Raw genomic sequence first — 18,327 nt, forward strand, 5'->3', positions numbered from 1 at the left:
CTCCGCATCGTCGACCGTCCCGCCATCGACCCCGCCCCGGGCAGGTCCAGATCGCTGTCGAGTGGGGAGGCGTCTGCGGTTCGGACATCGCCTATTGGCGCAGTGGGATCTCCGGCACCGCCGTGATGTCGCATCCCTTCGTGCTGGGCCACGAGGTCTCCGGCCGGGTGCTGCGCCTCGGTGAGGGCGTCACCGGGATCGTGGAGGGACAGCCGGTCACGGTGCATCCAGCCCGCACCACGGGGCCGCTGCCCGAGCGTCTCGCGGGCCGCGACAACCTCCACCCGCAGCTGACCTATCTCGGCTCCGCCGCGCAGACCCCGCACACCGACGGCGGATTCGCCGAGGTGATCACGGTCGACGCCGAGCAGGTGGTGCCGCTGCCGGAGGGACTGGACACCCGCCGCGCGGTCCTCGCCGAGCCGCTGGGCGTAGCGATGCACGCGGTGCGCCGTGCCGGGGATGTCCGGGGCGCGCATGTGCTGGTCGCCGGTTGCGGGCCGGTCGGGCTGCTGGTGATCGTGGCTGCCCGCGCTGCGGGGGCGGCCCGTGTCACGGCCGTGGATCTGGCCGGCCCGGCTCGTGAGCGGGCCCTCGCGGTGGGGGCCGACGAGGCGGTCGACAGCGCGGAGGGCATGCCGGACACCATCACCGTGGCCTTCGAGGCCTCGGGCGCGCCCGCCTCCCTCGATGCCATCTTCCGTTCGATCCCGTGCGCCTCGGTCGTGGTCCAGGTGGGGAATCTGCCCCCCACGCAGGTCTCGGTGACTCTCGGCCCGGTGGTCTCCAAGGAGATTGATTACCGCGGCACCTACCGCTTCGTCACCGAGATCCGGGACGCGGTGGAGCTCCTGGCGAGGGACGATCTCGCCGAGCACGTCATCAGCCACGTCCTGGACCTCGCGGACGCGGCCGACGCCTTCTCCACCCAGGTCTCGGATCCCACCAGCAGCAAGGTGGTGCTGCGTATCGGCTGAGTGACGTGCTGCGAGGCACGAGCGGCAGGAACTCAGCCCATCGAGCACGAACTGAGTGACGTGCTGCGAGGCACGAGCGGCAGGAACTCAGCCCAGCGAGCACGAACTGAGTGACGTGCTGCGAGGAACGAATCGTCCGGGCGGGCGCTGACCTAGACTTGACGGCCGTGACCGATTCTCCGCCACCGTCCCGGGCCCCGCGCCGGATCGTCCTGCTGACCGGCCCCTCCGGGAGCGGCAAGGGCATGGTCGTGCGTCGCTCCGGGGTGCCCGCCCTGAATCTCGACGACTTCTATCGCGACGGCGAGGACCCCTCGTTGCCGCGTCGCTTCGGTATCCCGGACTGGGACCTGCCCGCCGCCTGGGACGACGGCGCGGCGCTGGCAGCGCTCACGGCGCTCGCCCACGATGGTGCCGCCGAGATCCCCACCTATTCGATCTCGCAGTCCCGACGCACCGGCACGGCCCGTCTCGAGATCGGGGACGCTCCCCTGTTCATCGCTGAGGGGATCTTCGCCGCCGAGCTGATCGCGCCGCTCGCGGCGGCCGGGCTGCTGGCCGAGGCGATCGTGCTGGACCGGTCCGTGCCCGTGGTGTTCGTGCTGCGGCTGCTGCGCGACCTGCGCGAGCGCCGCAAGTCGGTCCCGATCCTCGTGCAGCGCGGCATCGCGTTGGCCCGCCAGCAGGGGCGGGACATGGTGCGCTGGAAGCAGGCAGGGCTGCGCCCCTACAGCCTGCGAGCGGCGGTGGGCCGCCTCGGCGAGCTGGTCCAGCTCGCCGAGGCGGAACGGCGCTGCCGTGCGGTCGGTGCGCCCTCGGCGCGGCTGCGGATCGCCGCGGTGTGCTTCCTGCGCGATGCACCCGCCGGAGCCGCCCACCGCACCGAGCTGCTGTGCGTGCGCAAGCACGGCACCGGCTCATGGATGCAGGTGGGCGGGAAGCTCGATCCCGGGGAGAGCGCCCGCGAGGCGGCGCTGCGCGAGGTCGAGGAGGAGCTCGGCGCGGTGCTGCGCGCCTCGGATCTCGAGGAGCTCGGCGAGTTCGATGCCGTCGCGGCGAACGAACCCGCGACCGTGGTCCGTTCGAGCGTCTTCACCACCCGCGCATTGCTGCCCGCGACGCTGCAGGTGCGGGCAGAGCTCGCCGAGCATCAGTGGATCCCGGTCGACGAGAACACCGCGCCGAGCGGTCTCGGACGGCTGGCGCCGCTGCTGGTCCAGCACATCCTGCCCGCTCTGCGCGGCCGCGAGGGACCTGGCCACGAGGATGCCCCCACCGCGGAGGTCGCCGAGCCGACTCGCCGGGGCTGAGCGTCCCGGTCGGCGCTCCGCTCAGGCGATGCGGTCCTTCACGATCCTGCGCTCCGGCACCTCGGTGCCGGGGGCCTCGAGGGTCCAGGACCCCGCGATCGACTCCAGCGCGCGGGGCATCCGCTCAGCGGTGTCGGTGTGCAGGCGGGCCAGGACGTCCCCGGCCTTCACCTCGTCGCCGATGTGGGCCTCGATCTCGACCCCGGCCGCCGCCTGCACGGCCTCGCCGGGCCGGGAGCGGCCGGCTCCGAGCCGCCAGGCGGCCACTCCGACGCCCATCGCGTCCAGGCCGGTCACCACGCCGTCCTCGCTCGCCCGGAACTCCTCGACGTGCTGCGCGACGGGCAGCGGGGCATCGACGTCTCCGCCCTGGGCGGAGATCATCGCCCGCCAGGAGTCCATGGCACGGCCGTCGGCGAGCGCGGCCTCGACGTCCGCGTCGCGGACCCCGGCGGCCTCGAGCATCTCCCGGGCGAGCGCGCAGGTCAGCTCGACCACGTCGGCGGGGCCGCCGCCGGCGAGCACCTCGAGCGATTCACGCACCTCCAGGCCGTTGCCGGCGGTGCGGCCCAGCGGGGCAGACATGTCGGTCAGCAGGGCGACGGTGCGCACGCCCGCATCCGTGCCGAGCTCGACCATGGTGCGGGCGAGCTCGCGAGCATCGGCCTCATCCTTCATGAAGGCGCCGGCGCCGGTCTTGACGTCGAGCGTGAGCGCGGCGGTGCCCTCGGCGATCTTCTTGGACATGATCGAGGAGGCGATCAGCGGGATCGCCTCGACGGTCCCGGTGATGTCGCGCAGAGCGTAGAGCTTCTTGTCGGCCGGGGCGAGGCCGGAGCCGGCCGCACAGATCACGGCGCCCGCGCTCTCGAGCTGGCGCATCATCTGCTCGTTGCTGAGGTCTGCACGCCAGCCGGGGATCGCCTCGAGCTTGTCGAGGGTGCCGCCGGTGTGGCCGAGTCCGCGGCCGGACAGCTGCGGGACCGCCACCCCGAAGCTCGCCACCAGCGGTGCCAGGGGGAGGGTGATCTTGTCCCCCACCCCACCGGTGGAGTGCTTGTCCGTGGTGGGCTTGGACAGCGTGGAGAAGTCCATCCGCTCACCGCTGTCGATCATCGCGCGGGTCCAGCGGGCGATCTCGGGGCGCTCCATGCCGCGCAGGAAGATCGCCATGGCCAGGGCCGCCATCTGCTGCTCGGCGACGACGCCGCGGGTATACGCATCGATCACCCAGTCGATCTGCTCGTCCGCGAGGCGTCCGCCGTCGCGCTTGGTGCGGATGACGTCGACGACGTCGAAGGGTTCGACGGCGGGGGCTGCGGGGGCGTCGGTCATGGGGTGCTCCTCAGGATCGGGCGACGTATCCGGGGTCGCGCCGCGCTGCGGCGGGCCGGGCGTCTCGGGTCGGATGGGGTGGTCGGGGTCAGGGGCGGAGGTCGGCGGGGCCGAAGGCCTGGGGCAGCACGGCCTCCATCGGTCGCGGCCCCTCGGGGGTGAGGATCACGAGGTCCGGTGCCGCATGCTCGGAGAGCAGCTGGCGGCAGCGGCCGCAGGGCATGACCACGCCGCGCTCATCACGGGCGAGCTGCTCATCGCCGCCCACGCAGACGAAGCGGCTCAGCTTCCCTCCGCCGCCGGCGATCAGTTCGCTGATCAGCCCGCATTCGGCGCACAGGGTGACGCCGTAGCCGGCGTTCTCGACGTTGCATCCGCGCACCAGGCGCCCGTCCTCGGTCTCGCCCGCCGCACCCACCCGGAAGCGAGAGTAGGGGGCGTATGCGCGCTCGGCGATCTCGCGGGCCACGGCGAGCAGGTCCTCGAACCCGGCCTCGCCGACGCTCTCGACGGTGGTCCCGCCCGTGCTCATGTCCACGCTGCCCTCACTGCTCGACGCTGCTCTCACTGCTTGATGTACGGCGTGCCGTTGGCGGCGGGCACACGCACCCGCCCCACGACGCCCGCCACCGCGAACAGGGCGACGATGTACGGGAGCATGAGCAGGAAGTCGCCGGGGATGGACACGCCTCCCTCTGCTGCGGACATGGTGCCCAGCCGGAGCTGGAGCGAGTCCGCGAAGGCGAAGGTGAGCGCCGCCAGCAGGGCGCCGACGGGGTGGTAGCGGCCCAGGATCATCGCGGCCAGGGCGATGTACCCCTTGCCGGCGGACATCTCCTCACCGAAGGCGACCCCCGTGCCGATGGTCAGCGTCGCGCCGCCGAGCCCGGCCACGGCCGAGCCGAGCAGCACGTTCTTCCAGCGCGTGAGGTTCACGGCGATGCCGACGGTGTCAGCCGCCTTGGGGTGCTCGCCCACGGAGCGCACCCGCAGGCCCCAGCGGGTGCGGAACAGTGCGACCGTGAGCCCGGCGACGATGATCCACATCAGGTAGACCAGGATGTTCTGCTCGAACAGCGCGGGACCGATCAGCGGGAGGTCGGCCAGCACCGGGATCCGCAGCGTGGGCAGGCGCATCGGGGCGTTGAACAGGCCGGGGTTGTCCCGCATCACGCTGCCGAAGAAGAACGAGGTGATCCCGATCGCCAGGACGTTCAGCACCACGCCGACGATGATCTGCTGGACGTGATATCCGACGGCGAACAGGGCGAGCATCGCTCCCATGAACAGCGCCATCACCGGGGCGGCGAGCAGACCGATCCACACGCTGCCGGTGAGGGAGCCGACCAGGGTGGCGCCGAAGGCGCCGAACAGCAGCTGCCCCTCGATCGCGATGTTGATGACGCCCGAGCGTTCGGAGAGCACCCCGGACAGGGCACCGAAGGCCAGCGGGACCGCGAGCACGATGGTGCCCTGCAGGAGCGTGGTCACGTCGAGGGTGCGCTCGGAGATCACCCAGGTCAAGAACGCCAGGATCCAGGTCACCGCGAACACGGCGATCAGGGTCAGGCGCAGCCGGGCCGGCGGCCGGGCCACGCGAGCCTGGAGCACCCACAGCCCGGCGGAGGCGAGCAGGGCGATCAGCGACAGCACGATCGAGCCGACCATCGAGGGCAGGACGATCCGCTCGGGGATCACTCCGAAGGGGTTCATGTCGCTGGGGTGGACCACCACGTAGGCTGACTCGACCCCGGGGATCCCGCGCAGACCGAACACGACCAGCGCGAGCAGTGCCATCACGGTGGTGCTCGCGGGCAGGTGCCACCAGCTGGAAGGGCGCGTGTCATCGAGCGTCCTGGCGATGACGGAGTCGTCCGTGGCGACGAGGGGTGTCGTGCTCATCGCTCCTCCTCCTCGGTGCGGTCCTCTGGTGCTCCTGCTGCGGGTGCCGGTCCGTCCGTCGCGGGCGGATCCGGCGGCGAGGGCTCCGGGTCGCCGCCTGCGGCGCGGTCGCCCGTGGGGGCACCGGTCCCGGTAGCGTCGGTCCTGGCAGCCTCGCTCGAGGTATCGGCGGTCACCGCGGCGCCGGAGGCGACGGCGGCCTTCTCGGCGCCGGTGCGGGCGCGGCGGGCACCGCGCACGCGGGACCTCGCTCCCGGGTGGTCGACGCGGCGCAGGCCGATCAGGGTGCGCACCAGCGGCGGGGCGGCGATGAACAGCACCACGAGCACCTGGATCACCTGCACCAGGTCCAGCGGGACGCCCTGGCTGGACTCCATGAAGCGCCCGCCGGTGGACAGCCCCGCGAACAGCAGGCCGGCCAGGACGATGCCGACCGGGCCCGAGCGGCCCAGCAGCGCCACGGTGATGGCGTCGAAGCCGATGCTCCCGGCCACGCCCTCGGTGAGCCTGCGTTCGGTGCCGAGCACGTGCACGGCGCCGGCCAGGCCCACCAGGGCGCCGGCCACGGCCAGCACCAGGAAGGCGGTGCGTGCCGGGGAGATGCCGGCGACCTGGGCGGCGCGGGGGTTGGAGCCCACGGCCCGGAAATGGAAGCCGATGGTGGAGCGGCTCATCAGCCACCACAGCACGACGGCCGCGCCGGCGGCGAGGAACAGTCCGGCGTGGAGGCGGAAGCCGGAGCCCAGCAGCAGCGGCAGCACGGCGTGGTCACCCACCGAGGGCGAGGTGGGCTGGGACTGGTTGGCGCCGGTGAACGCCGCGGTCTTCAGCGCGAAGAACAGCAGATAGGTGGCGATCCAGTTCAGCATGATGGTGCTGATCACCTCGTTGGCGCCGAAGCGAGCCTTGAGGAAGCCCGCGATGCCGCCCCAGACGCCACCGGCGAGGGTGCCGGCCATCAGGCAGACCAGCAGGTGGACGACGATGGGCAGGTCGAAGGTGAAGCCCACGTATCCGGCGGCCATCGCGCCGGCGATCAGCTGCCCGGTGCCGCCGATGTTGAACAGGCCGGCACGGAAGGAGACGGCCATCCCGGCGGAGGCGATGATCAGCGGCGTGGCGACGGTGAGGGTCTCGGTGAGCGGGCGCAGGCCCGCGGCGAGCGCGGGCAGCAGCACGTAGGTGCCGCTGCCGCCGGCCTCCCGGAGGCTCTCGGCCACTCGCGCGTACCCGGGGATGTCGAAGATCGCGCCACGGAACATGGCGCTGTAGGCGTGGGTGACGGACTGCCAGACGGAGGTCAGGGAGTCGGCGGGCCGGTCGAAGAAGTATCCGAGGGACTCGCGGACCTCCTGGTCCGCGATCACGATCAGCACGGAGCCGATCAGGAAGGCGAACACGAAGCTCATCACGACGACCAGCAGATCGCCGCGGGCGAGCTTCTGCAGGGTCCTGGACAGAGCGGTCTCCGCGGTCTGCTCGGGCGGCGGCGGGTTGTCGGAGCTGCCCGCTCCGACGCCGGGAGCGGAGCCGGTATCGGCCGTCTCAAGGCTGCTCATGCGTTCCTCTCCTTCCGCTCGTGCCCCGCAGTTCGTCGGCCGACAGCGCCCACGTCCTTCGTCTTCTCCCGCTCGTCCCTCGCAGTTCGTCGACGCACCACGGTGCTCATGCGATGTCTCCTTCGTCGGCGAGCTGGGAGTCGGTGGTGCGGGCGCCGGAGGCGACGGCCTCGCGAGCGGCATCGACGGTGTAGCCGGCCATCATCAGGCCGAGCACGTCACGGTCCTCGTCACCGGGGACGATCCCCAGGATCTTCCCGCCGTACATCACGGCGATGCGGTCCGCGAGCTGGGTGACCTCGTCCAGCTCGGTGGAGACGATCACGACCGGGGTGCCCCGGTCCCGCTCATCGAGGATGCGGCGGTGCAGGAACTCGATGGAGCCCACGTCCACACCGCGGGTGGGCTGGGAGGCGATCAGCAGGGCGAGCTCGCGGTGGAGCGCCCGCGCCATGACGACCTTCTGCTGGTTGCCGCCCGACAGCGTCGATACCGCCGCGGCGGAGGAACCGGTGCGGATGTCGAACTCCGGGATCAGCTGTTCCGCGTTCTCCCGGATGGTGCGCAGCTTCATCGCCAGCGCGCTGCCGAAGGGCGGTCGGTCGTGCTGGTCCAGCACCAGGTTCTCGGCGACCGAGAAGTCGGGGACCAGGGCGTCATGGGTGCGGTCCTCGGGGACGAAGCCGACGCCGGCGTCGAGCACCTGCTTCGTGGTCCGGCCCACCAGCTCCTTCCCCTCGAGCTTCGCCGAGCCGTGCACGGTCTCCTGCAGGCCCAGCAGCGCCTCGGTGAGCTCGGTCTGGCCGTTGCCCTGCACTCCGGCGACGGCGAGCACCTCGCCATGGCGCACCGCGAAGGAGACCCCGTCGAGGGTCCGCGTGCCGGCCTGGTCGATCACCCGCAGACCGGTCACCTCGAGCGCCACCTCGCCGGGCGCGGCCTCGGTCTTGTGCTGGTTGAGCGAGACCTGGCGACCCACCATCAGCGAGGCCAGCTCGGCCTGGTCGGCCGAGGGATCGGCCTCTCCCACGACCTTGCCGCGACGGATCACGGTGATGCGGTCGGAGACGGCCTTGACCTCACGGAGCTTGTGGGTGATGAACACGATCGAGGTGCCCTCGTCGCGCAGCTGACGCATGATCTCCATCAGCTCATCGGTCTCCTGCGGGGTGAGCACCGCAGTCGGCTCGTCCAGCACCAGCACCTCGGCGCTGCGACTGAGCGCCTTGATGATCTCGACGCGCTGCTGGGCGCCGACGGGCAGGTCCTCGACCAGCGCATCGGGGTCCAGGTCGAAGCCGAAGCGGGCGGAGATGTCGCGCACCAGCTTCCGCGCCGCGCCGAGATCGAGCAGACCGCCCTTGGTCGGCTCGTGCCCCAGCACCATGTTCTCGGCGACGGTGAAGACGGGGACCAGCATGAAGTGCTGATGGACCATGCCGATGCCGGCGTCCATCGCATCGCCGGGGTCCGTGAAGGTGACCGGCCTGCCGTCGATGAGGATCTGTCCGCCGTCGGGCCGGTAGAGCCCGTACAGGACGTTCATCAGGGTCGACTTCCCGGCCCCGTTCTCGCCCAGCAGGGAGTGGATCTCCCCCGGTTCGACGATCAGGTCGATGGCGTCATTGGCCACGAAGGTCCCGAAGGTCTTCGTGATCCCGCGCAGTTCGAGTTTCACAGCGCTCGCTTCCGTCGGTGCGGGCCGGGCATCCGGCCCTGCGGAGTTCGGACTCAGGATGCGGACATGGGGCGCGGCCCCCGCCCTCGCGGGCGGGGACCGCGCCGGTCAGCGGTGGGTCAGGAGCCCTGGGGCGAAGCCTTGGACTCCACCGTCACGGTGCCGTCGATGATCTCCTGCTCGAGGGAGTCCAGCTCCTCGGAGAGCTCGGCGGGGACATCATCCTCGAAATCGTGGAACGGGGCCAGGCCCACGCCGCCGTTCTCGAGGGTGCCCACGTACGGGGTCCCGTCGTACTCGCCACCGGCGGCGCCGGTGATGACGTCCTCGACACCCACGGTCATCTCCTTCATGACGGAGGTGAGGATGACGGACTGGGCATCGGCGTCGGAGGCGTTGGTCTCGTAGCCGTCGGCGTCGACCCAGATCACCATGCGGTCCTCGCCCTCCTTGGCGGAGGCGAGGGTGCCGGCGCCGACGGGGCCCGCGACGGGCATGATGATGTCGGCACCCGCGTTGTAGAACTCGTCGGAGACGGCCTTGCCCTTGGACTGGTCGTCGAAGGTGCCGACGATGGAGCCGGACTGGGACTCCTTGTTCCAGCCGAGCACCTCGACCTCCTCGTCGTGGGTCTCGTTGTAGTGGGTGACGCCGTCGGCGTAGCCGTCCATGAAGATGGTGACGGTGGGGATGTCCACGCCGCCGTAGGTGGCGACCTTGCCGGTCTCGGTCATGCCGGCGGCCAGGTAGCCGGCCAGGAACGCCGCCTCGGCGGTGTTGAACTCGAGGGGCTTGACGTTGTCGAGCTCGATCGGGTTGCCGTCGGCGTCCTGAGCGGTGGAGTCCACGATCGCGAAGTCCGTGTCGGGGTTCTCCTGCGCGGCGTCACCGGTGGCCGGGGCCAGCAGGAAGCCGACGGTGATGATCAGGTCGCAGCCCTGGGTCACCATGTTGTTGATGTTCGGGGCGAAGTCGGAGTCGTCGGTGGACTCCGCGGTGGAGTGGTCGATCCCCAGGCTCTCGACCGCGTTCTGCAGCCCCTTGTAGCTGGACTCGTTGAAGGACTTGTCGTCCCAGCCGCCGGCATCGGAGACCATGCAGGCCTTGTAGTCGCTCGAGGCACCGCCGGCATCGCTGCCACCGCCGCCGGCGGTCTCCTCCGGGGCCGTGCCGCAGGCGGCGAGGGTCAGGGCGCCGGCGCCGACCAGGGCGAGCGCACGCGTGATGCTCTTCATGAAGGTTCCTTCGGTCAGGTGCGGGGCCGGAATCGCCCCGAGGGGTCCGTCGCGACAGCGCTGTCGCAGTGCGCTTGGGACCATATCCGCGCGCAGCGCCTTCCGGGGCCACTTCGGTCCCACTCCGTGAACCGTTATGAAATCGACGCGGTGGTGGCGTATGGGCGGGTCGCAGCCGCTAACCGGGCCGCCGCGCCGGCCAGGGCGTCTCAGGCGGGCAGCAGGTCTCGCTGGACGCATGCCGCGGCGAGCACCGAGGCACCGATCCCGATCGCTCGCTCATCGATCATGAGATCACCCATGTGCAGGTCATAGGTACGGCCGCCGGGGGTGCGGGTGCCGAGCCTGGCGAGCGCGCCGGGGACCTTCTCCAGGTACCAGGCGAAGTCCTCACCGCCCAGCGACTGCGCGGTCGGATCGAGGTTGTCCCTGCCCAGCACGCCCTGTATCGCAGAGGCCAGCACGTCGACGCTCGAACGGGCGTTGGACACCGGCGGCACGCCCCGGTCATGGCTCACCCGCGCCTCCACGCCCCAGGGGCGCACGAGATCCGCCAGGATCGTCTCCAGCAGCTCCTCCGCCTGATCCCAGGCCTCGTGGTCCAGGCAGCGCAGGGTCCCCTCGAGCGTGCCACTGCTGGGGATCGCGTTGAAGGCGGAGCCGGCATGGATGCTGCCCCAGGTCAGGTTCACGCCGGAGCGCGGGTCCATCCGCCGGTTCAGCGCCGCCGGAAGCTGAGTGGCGATCGACCCCAGCGCGTAGACGAGGTCCTGAGTGAGGTGGGGGCGCGAGGTGTGCCCGCCGGCGCCGCGCACCAGGACCTTCACCGGGTCGGTGGCCGAGGTGATGGGGCCGGACTTCAGGCCCACGTGGCCGACATCGACCCCGGGATCGCAGTGCAGCGCGAGGATCGAGTCGACCCCGGCCAGCACGTCCTGGCCGATCAGCTCGAGGGCGCCGCAGGGATGCATCTCCTCGGCGGGTTGGAAGACGAGCCTCACCCCACGGCGGAGGCCGCCGGCGTCGGCGGCCCGGACCAGCGCCGTCGCCGCGCCGAGGACCGCGCTCATGTGGACGTCGTGACCGCAGGCGTGGGAGACGCCCTCCACGGTCGAGCGGAAGGCGACGGTGGCCAGCTCGGGGATGCCGAGAGCATCCATGTCGGCGCGCAGGGCCATCAGCTCCAAGGAGGGGTCCTCGCCCGGGATGTCGCAGACCAGGCCGGTGTGCGCCATCCGCTGCGGGGAGAGACCCAGGCCGCGCAGATGCTCCTCGATGAAGTCGGTGGTGGCGTGCTCCTGATGCGAGAGCTCGGGGTGGCGGTGCAGGTGGCGTCGCACCTCGCGCAGCGCCCCGCGGATTCGGTGACCGTCCGGGCGATCAGCCCCGTCGGACCCAGCATCGACCGCTGCTGCGCGGTCCCCAGCAGGACCTGCTGTGACTGCTCCACCTGTGCACTCCCCTGCGTTCCGTCGGGACGGCCGCGGCTCCGGTGCGGAGCGGGCCGACGCCCTCGCGGTGGCCGCTGCGGGCGGTCGACGTCAGCGCAGGCGGCCCAGCCCGCACCGCTCGAGGCGGGCGACGAGCACCGAGAGGTCCTGCGCCTGTTCGTCGGCGAGCACCAGCAGCGCGTCCTCGGTGTCGACGATGCTGATGCCGTCCAGCCCGACCAGGGCGATGTGGCGATCCGTGGAACCGTACACCGTGGCGCGTGAGGAGACGGCATCGACCGTGGCGCTTCCCAGCACCCGGACATCACCGTCCCCACCATCTGCCGAAGCGCGCTCACCTCCCTCGCCGAGGGCCCGGACCGGATGCTCGCGCAGCTGTCGGGCGAGTGCGGCGAAGTCGCCCACGTCGTCCCAGCCGAACGCAGCCGGCACCACCGCGACCTTGCCCTCGAGAGCCAGCGGCTCCGCCAGAGCATGATCGATCGCGATCGCGGTCAGCCGCGGCCACACCCGCTCGAACACCGCCGGGTACCGCTCGGTCCCGGCAGTGGCGGCGATCTCTCGGACCCCGGCGGCCAGGGACGGGATCTGCACCGCCAGCTCGTCCAGCAGCAGCGAGGCCCGCACCACGAACATCCCTGCGTTCCAGAGGAAGCGCCCGGTGCTCAGGAACTGCTCGGCGCGCTCACGATCCGGCTTCTCCACGAAACGGGCCACCGGATGCGCTCCGGGCGGGAGCGCGCCCAGCCCCGTGGTCCCGCTGAGCGGCCCGGCAGCGGCATCGCGCCCCTCCTGCGACCCCGGTGCCCGCTGTCCGCTCCGTTCGATGTAGCCGAATCCGGTGGCGGGATGAGTGGGGGTGATCCCGAGGGTGACCAGGTATCCGCGCTCGGCGGTCTCGCGGGCGAGCGCCACGGCCCGGGTGAAGGCCGCGTCGTCGTCGATCAGATGATCAGCGGCGAAGGATCCGATGATCGCCTCCGGCTGCTCCCGCTCGACCAGCGCCGCAGCGAGGGCGATCGCCGGCATCGAGTTGCGCGGCGACGGCTCGGCGACCACCCGTACGGCGCCCGAACCGCCCACCTGCTCCCGCACCGCCGCCTCGTGCACCGCCCCGGTGACCACGATCGGCGGCCCATCGGCCAGCGGGATCAGACGCTCCACCGTGCTCTGCAGGAGGCTGCGCCCCTCGCCCGTCAGGTCCAGCAGGAACTTCGGGCGCGAACGGCGTGAGAGCGGCCACAGTCGTGTTCCGGCGCCACCTGCCGGGATCACGGGCACGAAGGGAAGCTGAGGCATTCGTCCAGCGTATCGATGTCCACCCTCGTCCCCACGGCGTTCTGCAGCATCCGCGCCCGACTCGCTCCGGAAGGCACGGCACAGCCCCTGCCTGGTGCTACGCTGAACGGGCCCCTGTCGGGGGCGATGATGATGTCGCCGTGTCGTGAAATGCCCCTGCGGGCGGTCCACGTCGCGACCGCCGTCCGGAGCGTTCCTCCGGAGCTCTGCTGGCCGCTCCACGGCATCTCCTCACCGTTCCCGGCACCATCCCGACGCTTCTGGAGGATCTCCGTGGCTTCAGCCCAATCCGGGACGCTCTATCGCGGACGCGAGGGCATGTGGTCCTGGGTCGCCCACCGCATCTCAGGAATGCTCATCTTCCTGTTCCTGCTCGTGCACGTCCTGGACACCGCTCTCGTCCGCGTCTCCCCCGAGGCCTACAACGAGGTGATCGGACACTACAAGACCGTCGTGTTCGGCCTCGGCGAGGTCGGCCTCGTCGCCGCGATCCTCTTCCATGCCCTCAACGGCCTGCGCCTCATCCTGGTGGACTTCTGGTCCCAGGGTCCCAAGCGTCAGCGCTCCCTCTTCTGGGGCGTCGTGATCGTGTGGGTCGTCCTCATGGCCGGATTCCTCCCCCGCCACCTCATGCACATGTTCGGAGCGTGATCACGATGTCCACCACCTCCATCCCCGATCCGAGCACCCGCTACCGCCGCACCGGCCAGCGCGGCATCAACGCCGAGATGCTCTCGTGGCTGTTCATGCGTGCCTCCGGCATGCTGCTGGTCATCCTCGTCTTCGGCCACCTGTTCGTGAACCTCTGGCTGGGCCAGGGTGTCCAGGGGATCGACTTCGCCTTCGTCGGCGGCAAGTGGTCCTCCCCCTTCTGGCAGGTCTGGGACCTGCTGATGCTGTGGCTGGGGCTGATCCACGGCGGCAACGGCGTGCGCACGATCATCAACGACTACGCGCGCGGCGACCGTCTCCGCATGGTCCTGAAGGGCCTGCTCTACTTCGCCGTGGTCGTCACGGTCATCCTCGGCACGCTGGTGATCTTCACCTTCGAGCCGTGCCCGGTCGGCGCCGAGCCGAGCCTGCTGCCCTCCTTCTGCGAGGGCTGACGCCCGGGACGATCGGCCCACCGGTCGCCCCTCCACACTTCCCGGTCGACCCGAAACGGAGCAGTCACCCGACATGCAGACCCATAACTACGACGTGGTGATCGTCGGCGCCGGCGGCGCCGGCATGCGTGCAGCCCTGGAGTCCTCCAAGCGCTCCCGCACCGCTGTCGTCACCAAGCTCTACCCCACGCGCTCCCACACCGGCGCGGCCCAGGGCGGCATGTGCGCCGCGCTGGCCAATGTCGAGGACGACAACTGGGAGTGGCACACCTACGACACCGTCAAGGGCGGTGACTACCTCGTGGATCAGGACGCTGCGGAGGTGATGGCGAAGGAGGCCATCGACGCGGTGCTCGATCTCGAGAAGATGGGTCTGCCCTTCAACCGCACCCCCGAGGGCAAGATCGACCAGCGCCGGTTCGGCGGGCACACCCGTGACCACGGCGAAGCACCCGTGCGCCGCTCCTGCTACGCCGCAGACCGCACCGGTCACATGATCCTGCAGACGCTCTACCAGAACTGCGTGAAGCAGGACGTGGAGTTCTTCAACGAGTACTACGTGCTCGATGTGCTGATGACCGGCGATCCCCGCAGCGACGAGGGCGTGCGAGCCTCCGGCGTGGTCACCTACGAGCTGGCCACCGGCGAGATCCACATCTTCCGTGCGAAGTCCGTGGTGTTCGCCTCGGGCGGCTTCGGCAAGATCTTCAAGACCACCTCCAACGCCCACACCCTCACCGGTGACGGCCCCGCGATGGCGTTCCGTCGCGGTATCCCGCTGGAGGACATGGAGTTCTTCCAGTTCCACCCCACGGGCCTCGCCGGGCTGGGCATCCTGCTCTCCGAGGCGGCCCGCGGCGAGGGCGGCATCCTCCGCAACAGCGAGATGGAGCGCTTCATGGAGCGCTACGCCCCGACGCTGAAGGACCTCGCACCTCGCGACGTGGTCGCGCGGGCGATGGCCAACGAGGTGCGTGACGGCCGCGGTGCCGGTCCCAAGAAGGACTACGTCTACCTCGACCTCACCCACCTGGAGCCCTCGCACATCGATGCGAAGCTCCCGGACATCACCGAGTTCGCGCGCACCTACCTCGGCGTGGAGCCGTACACGGACCCGATCCCGGTGTTCCCCACCGCGCATTACGGCATGGGCGGCATCCCCACCAATATCCGTGGTGAGGTGCTGCGCAACGCGACCGACGTGATCCCCGGCCTGTACGCCGCGGGAGAGACTGCCTGCGTCTCGGTGCACGGCGGCAACCGCCTGGGCACCAACTCCCTGCTGGACATCAACGTCTTCGGCCGCCGCGCCGGCATCGCCGCCGCGGAGCACGCCGACGAGGTGGACCTGCCCGAGCTGCCCGAGGGCCTCGAGACCCCCACCGTGGAGCTGCTCCAGCGTCTGCGCGACCGGCCCGCGACCGAGGATCGCATCGCCGACATCCGGATCGCGCTGCAGGAGACCATGGACACCAACGTGCAGGTGTTCCGCACCGACGAGACCTGCCGTCAGGCCCTGGCCGATATCCGGGATCTCAAGAAGCGCTACGAGACCGTCGCCATCCAGGACAAGGGCCGCAGCTACAACCTGGACCTGATGGAAGCGGTGGAGCTGGGCTTCCTGCTGGACCTCGCGGAGATCGTGGCGCTCGGCGCGCTGGAGCGCAAGGAGTCCCGCGGCGGCCACTTCCGGGAGGATTTCGAGACGCGCGATGACGTCAACTTCCTCGCACACACCATGGCCTACCGCACCCTTCCCGGTGAGGAGGGCCTCGAGGGCACCTCGATCCGGCTGGGCACCAAGCCCGTCGTGATCACCCGTTACGAGCCGAAGGAGCGTACGTTCTGATGACTGCCGTCGCTGAGAAGCCCGAGGCCGAGACCGGCGCGGAAGAGATCCCCTCGTTCCAGGTCACGATGCGTATCTCACGCTTCGACCCGGACACCTCCCAAGGTGCCCGCTGGGAGGATTTCACCGTCACGATGCACGGCACCGACCGTGTGCTGGACGCCCTCCACGAGATCAAGTGGCATCTGGACGGGTCGCTGACCTTCCGTCGCTCTTGCGCCCATGGCGTGTGCGGCTCGGACGCGATGCGGATCAACGGCCGCAACCGTCTGGCCTGCAAGACGCTGCTCAAGGATCTCGACATCAACAAGCCGATCACCATCGAGCCCATCAAGGGCCTGCCGGTGGAGAAGGACCTGATCGTCGACATGGAGCCGTTCTTCGACTCCTACCGAGAGGTCATGCCCTTCCTGGTCGCCGGCGGGCAGGAGCCCAGCCGGGAGCGACTGCAGTCCGCTGAGGAGCGGGAGCGCTTCGACGACACCACCAAGTGCATCCTGTGCGCCGCCTGCACCTCCTCGTGCCCGGTGTTCTGGACCGACGGGCAGTACTTCGGCCCGGCCGCGATCGTCAACGCGCACCGCTTCATCTTCGACTCGCGCGACGACGCCGGTGAGCAGCGCTTGGAGATCCTGAACTCCAAGGAGGGTGTGTGGCGCTGCCGCACCACCTTCAACTGCACCGAGGCCTGCCCGCGCGGGATCCAGGTGACCAAGGCGATCGCCGAGGTGAAGCAGGCGGTGATCACCGGCCGGATCTGACCGCTCCGCCTGTCCGCACGAGGCCCCGCCCGGGAATGCTCCGGGCGGGGCCTCGTGCGATCTGCAGCGGCTCGGCGGGGTGCTGCCGGCCGGCGGCCTCCCGCTCAGGAGTTCACGCGGATGACCTCTTCCTGGTACGGCGCGATGATCGTCCGGGAGATCTGCAGATCCAGCACCAGGAAGGGGCGCTCCGCGGGGTCCTCCCGGCTCCAGGTGCGGAGCCGCTCCAGGTCCTCCAACGTGCGGACCACGATCCCCTCCGCGCCGGCGGCGGCACCGTAGGCGGCGAAGTCGATCCGGTCGATCAGCATCGGCTCGGCGGCCAGGCCCTTGAGGCCGTAGAGGTTCACCTCGGCACCGTAGGCGGCATCGTTCCACACCACGGCCAGACCCCGACCGCCGGCGGTGCGCACCGCGGAGTCCAGGTCCGCCAGGGCCATCACTCCTCCCCCGTCACCGGTGGTCAGCACGATCGTGGAGTCGGGATTGGCGCGGGCGGCACCGGGCACGCTGGGCCAGCCCAGGCCGATGGACTGATAAGCGGTCCCGACCATCGCCATTCGGTGCGGGGCGGAGACCGGCCAGTACATGTTCGCCCAGGCGATGAAGTGGCCGCCGTCGGAGACGACCACGCGGTCCTCGGGCAGCAGCTCGGCCAGCCGCGCGGCGGCGGCCCGCGGATCCAGCAGACCGTCCTCGGCGAATTCGGGGCGGCGACCTGGGCGCGCAGCGCCGAGGCGTCGATGCGCTCGCGCCACGGCTGGGCCGCTCGCTCCCGCGCGGGCAGCGCCGCGGTGAGGGCCTCGGCGGCGAGACGGGCGTCGGCCCGCACGAATCCGCCCACCCGGGCGTTGGTGGCGGAAGCGGCGGTGTCGATCTGCCAGACCGCGGTCTGCGGGGCGAACAGCTCCCCGAAACGCATCGTGAACTGGTTCATCCCTGCTCCGACCACCACGGCGAGGTCAGCGGAGCGGACCAGCTCCATCGCACCGGGGGCACCGAAGCCGCCGGAGACCCCGATGTCGTAACGGGCCTCGGGAAGATGCCTCGCCCCAGCGCCGTGGTGGAGGTGACCGCGCCGGTCGCGGCCGCGAGCTCGCCGAGGGCGGGGCCCGCGCCGGCCAGCCAGGCACCATGCCCGGCCAGCAGCAGCGGCCGCTCCGCCACGGCCAGCATCGACGCCAACCGCTCGATCGCGGCGCGGGTGAAATCCGCCGTCGGGGCCAGCGGGGCGGGACGCCCGGGGCCGGGGACCGTGGGCACCTCGCCGATCTCTCGCTGAGCGACGTCATAGGGGATCGCCAGCACCACCGGTACCCGGTAGGCCAGTGCATGCTCGATCGCGGTGACGGTCGCGGCTGCGGCGTCCATCCGGCCGACGGTGTAGGTGCGCACCCCGACCGCAGAGCTCAGCGCGATCTGGTCCACGTCCCAGGGGCGACGCCCGGAGGTGGGCTCGTCACCGACCACCAGCACCAGGGGGATGCGCGCCTGGGCGGCTTCCGCGAGCGCGGTGAGGGTATTGGTGAACCCGGCACCGTAGGTGGTGGTCGCCGCGGCGATCCGACCGGAGGTGCGGAAGTACGCATCGGCGGCGACCACGGCTCCGGCCTCATGGCGGACGGCGGTGAACGTCGTGTCCGTCTCGCGCAGCAGGGCGTCCAGGAAGTAGGCGTTGCCGTTGCCCATGAGACCGAACACCTCGTGGACGTGCTGGGCGAGGGTACGGGCGACATGGTTGGAGACGATGGCCATGGAGGGGTCCTTCCGAGAGATATGCGAACGCAGTGTGCAGTCCGTATATGTCTCGCCCCGGGGCCGCCCGGGGGTTCGTGCCCCTTGTGAGAGCACCGGCGCCAGCCCCG

14 protein-coding genes and 1 pseudogene are annotated in these 18,327 nt (G+C 70.8%); 6 read left to right on the top strand and 9 right to left on the bottom strand.

Translation table 11 applies throughout. The features are described 5' to 3' along the window. The first annotated feature begins 86 nt into the window (after window positions 1-86). Together CFK39_RS02975 and CFK39_RS02980 are read left to right on the top strand one after the other, a co-directional pair. Window positions 87-977 (top strand): zinc-binding dehydrogenase, encoded by an 891-nt coding sequence (locus tag CFK39_RS02975; protein WP_245822986.1) that lies wholly within the window; start codon window positions 87-89, stop codon window positions 975-977. Between the two features lie 167 nt (window positions 978-1,144). Then, entirely contained in the window at window positions 1,145-2,287 is a 1,143-nt protein-coding gene (locus CFK39_RS02980; protein ID WP_245822862.1) for an NUDIX domain-containing protein, read from the top strand. A 21-nt stretch (window positions 2,288-2,308) separates the two neighbouring features. Here CFK39_RS02980 and CFK39_RS02985 read toward each other — a convergent pair whose 3' ends face one another. From CFK39_RS02985 to CFK39_RS03020, 8 genes are all read right to left on the bottom strand, one after another. Further along, a complete protein-coding gene (locus tag CFK39_RS02985) occupies window positions 2,309-3,622 on the bottom strand; it encodes a thymidine phosphorylase (protein WP_089064216.1) in 1,314 nt (437 codons plus the stop codon). Window positions 3,623-3,710: 88 nt separating this feature from the next. Further along, window positions 3,711-4,154, bottom strand: a complete 444-nt coding sequence (locus CFK39_RS02990) for a cytidine deaminase (protein WP_089066264.1) — start codon at window positions 4,152-4,154, stop codon at window positions 3,711-3,713. A gap of 32 nt (window positions 4,155-4,186) precedes the next feature. Next, on the bottom strand, window positions 4,187-5,524 hold the full coding sequence (locus tag CFK39_RS02995; protein ID WP_089064217.1) for an ABC transporter permease: 1,338 nt from the start codon (window positions 5,522-5,524) through the stop codon (window positions 4,187-4,189). Next, window positions 5,521-7,083 (bottom strand): ABC transporter permease, encoded by a 1,563-nt coding sequence (locus CFK39_RS03000; RefSeq protein ID WP_089064218.1) that lies wholly within the window; start codon window positions 7,081-7,083, stop codon window positions 5,521-5,523. The genes CFK39_RS02995 and CFK39_RS03000 overlap by 4 nt, the downstream gene beginning before the upstream one ends. A gap of 106 nt (window positions 7,084-7,189) precedes the next feature. Further along, the gene (locus tag CFK39_RS03005; protein ID WP_089064219.1) at window positions 7,190-8,761 is read right to left on the bottom strand and encodes an ABC transporter ATP-binding protein; all 1,572 of its coding nucleotides are present in this window, start codon (window positions 8,759-8,761) and stop codon (window positions 7,190-7,192) included. Between the two features lie 119 nt (window positions 8,762-8,880). After that, window positions 8,881-9,996: a BMP family lipoprotein gene (locus CFK39_RS03010; RefSeq protein ID WP_089064220.1), complete on the bottom strand. Its 1,116-nt coding sequence runs from the start codon at window positions 9,994-9,996 to the stop codon at window positions 8,881-8,883. A gap of 209 nt (window positions 9,997-10,205) precedes the next feature. Then, window positions 10,206-11,336 (bottom strand): M20 family metallopeptidase, encoded by a 1,131-nt coding sequence (locus CFK39_RS03015; RefSeq protein WP_245822863.1) that lies wholly within the window; start codon window positions 11,334-11,336, stop codon window positions 10,206-10,208. Window positions 11,337-11,537: 201 nt separating this feature from the next. Next, the gene (locus CFK39_RS03020; protein WP_089064221.1) at window positions 11,538-12,746 is read right to left on the bottom strand and encodes a mannose-1-phosphate guanylyltransferase; all 1,209 of its coding nucleotides are present in this window, start codon (window positions 12,744-12,746) and stop codon (window positions 11,538-11,540) included. Between the two features lie 273 nt (window positions 12,747-13,019). Here CFK39_RS03020 and sdhC point away from each other — a divergent pair, with 273 nt between their 5' ends. The 4 genes from sdhC to CFK39_RS03040 all read left to right on the top strand — a co-directional run bounded on the left by sdhC (window position 13,020) and on the right by CFK39_RS03040 (window position 16,462). Then, window positions 13,020-13,397, top strand: coding sequence for a succinate dehydrogenase, cytochrome b556 subunit (sdhC, locus tag CFK39_RS03025; protein ID WP_089066265.1), 378 nt, complete (start codon window positions 13,020-13,022; stop codon window positions 13,395-13,397). A 5-nt stretch (window positions 13,398-13,402) separates the two neighbouring features. Beyond that, window positions 13,403-13,852: a succinate dehydrogenase hydrophobic membrane anchor subunit gene (locus tag CFK39_RS03030; protein WP_089066266.1), complete on the top strand. Its 450-nt coding sequence runs from the start codon at window positions 13,403-13,405 to the stop codon at window positions 13,850-13,852. 73 nt (window positions 13,853-13,925) lie between these two features. After that, window positions 13,926-15,701, top strand: coding sequence for a succinate dehydrogenase flavoprotein subunit (gene sdhA, locus CFK39_RS03035; protein ID WP_089064222.1), 1,776 nt, complete (start codon window positions 13,926-13,928; stop codon window positions 15,699-15,701). Further along, window positions 15,701-16,462: a succinate dehydrogenase iron-sulfur subunit gene (locus CFK39_RS03040; RefSeq protein WP_089064223.1), complete on the top strand. Its 762-nt coding sequence runs from the start codon at window positions 15,701-15,703 to the stop codon at window positions 16,460-16,462. Before sdhA ends, CFK39_RS03040 begins: the two co-directional genes overlap by 1 nt. Window positions 16,463-16,566: 104 nt before the next feature. Here the strand turns inward: CFK39_RS03040 and CFK39_RS03045 are convergent. Further along, window positions 16,567-18,217 (bottom strand): annotated as a pseudogene (locus CFK39_RS03045) (thiamine pyrophosphate-binding protein). Window positions 18,218-18,327: the final 110 nt, after the last annotated feature.

It is taken from the genome of Brachybacterium avium, assembly GCF_002216795.1.
Lineage (GTDB): Bacteria > Actinomycetota > Actinomycetes > Actinomycetales > Dermabacteraceae > Brachybacterium > Brachybacterium avium.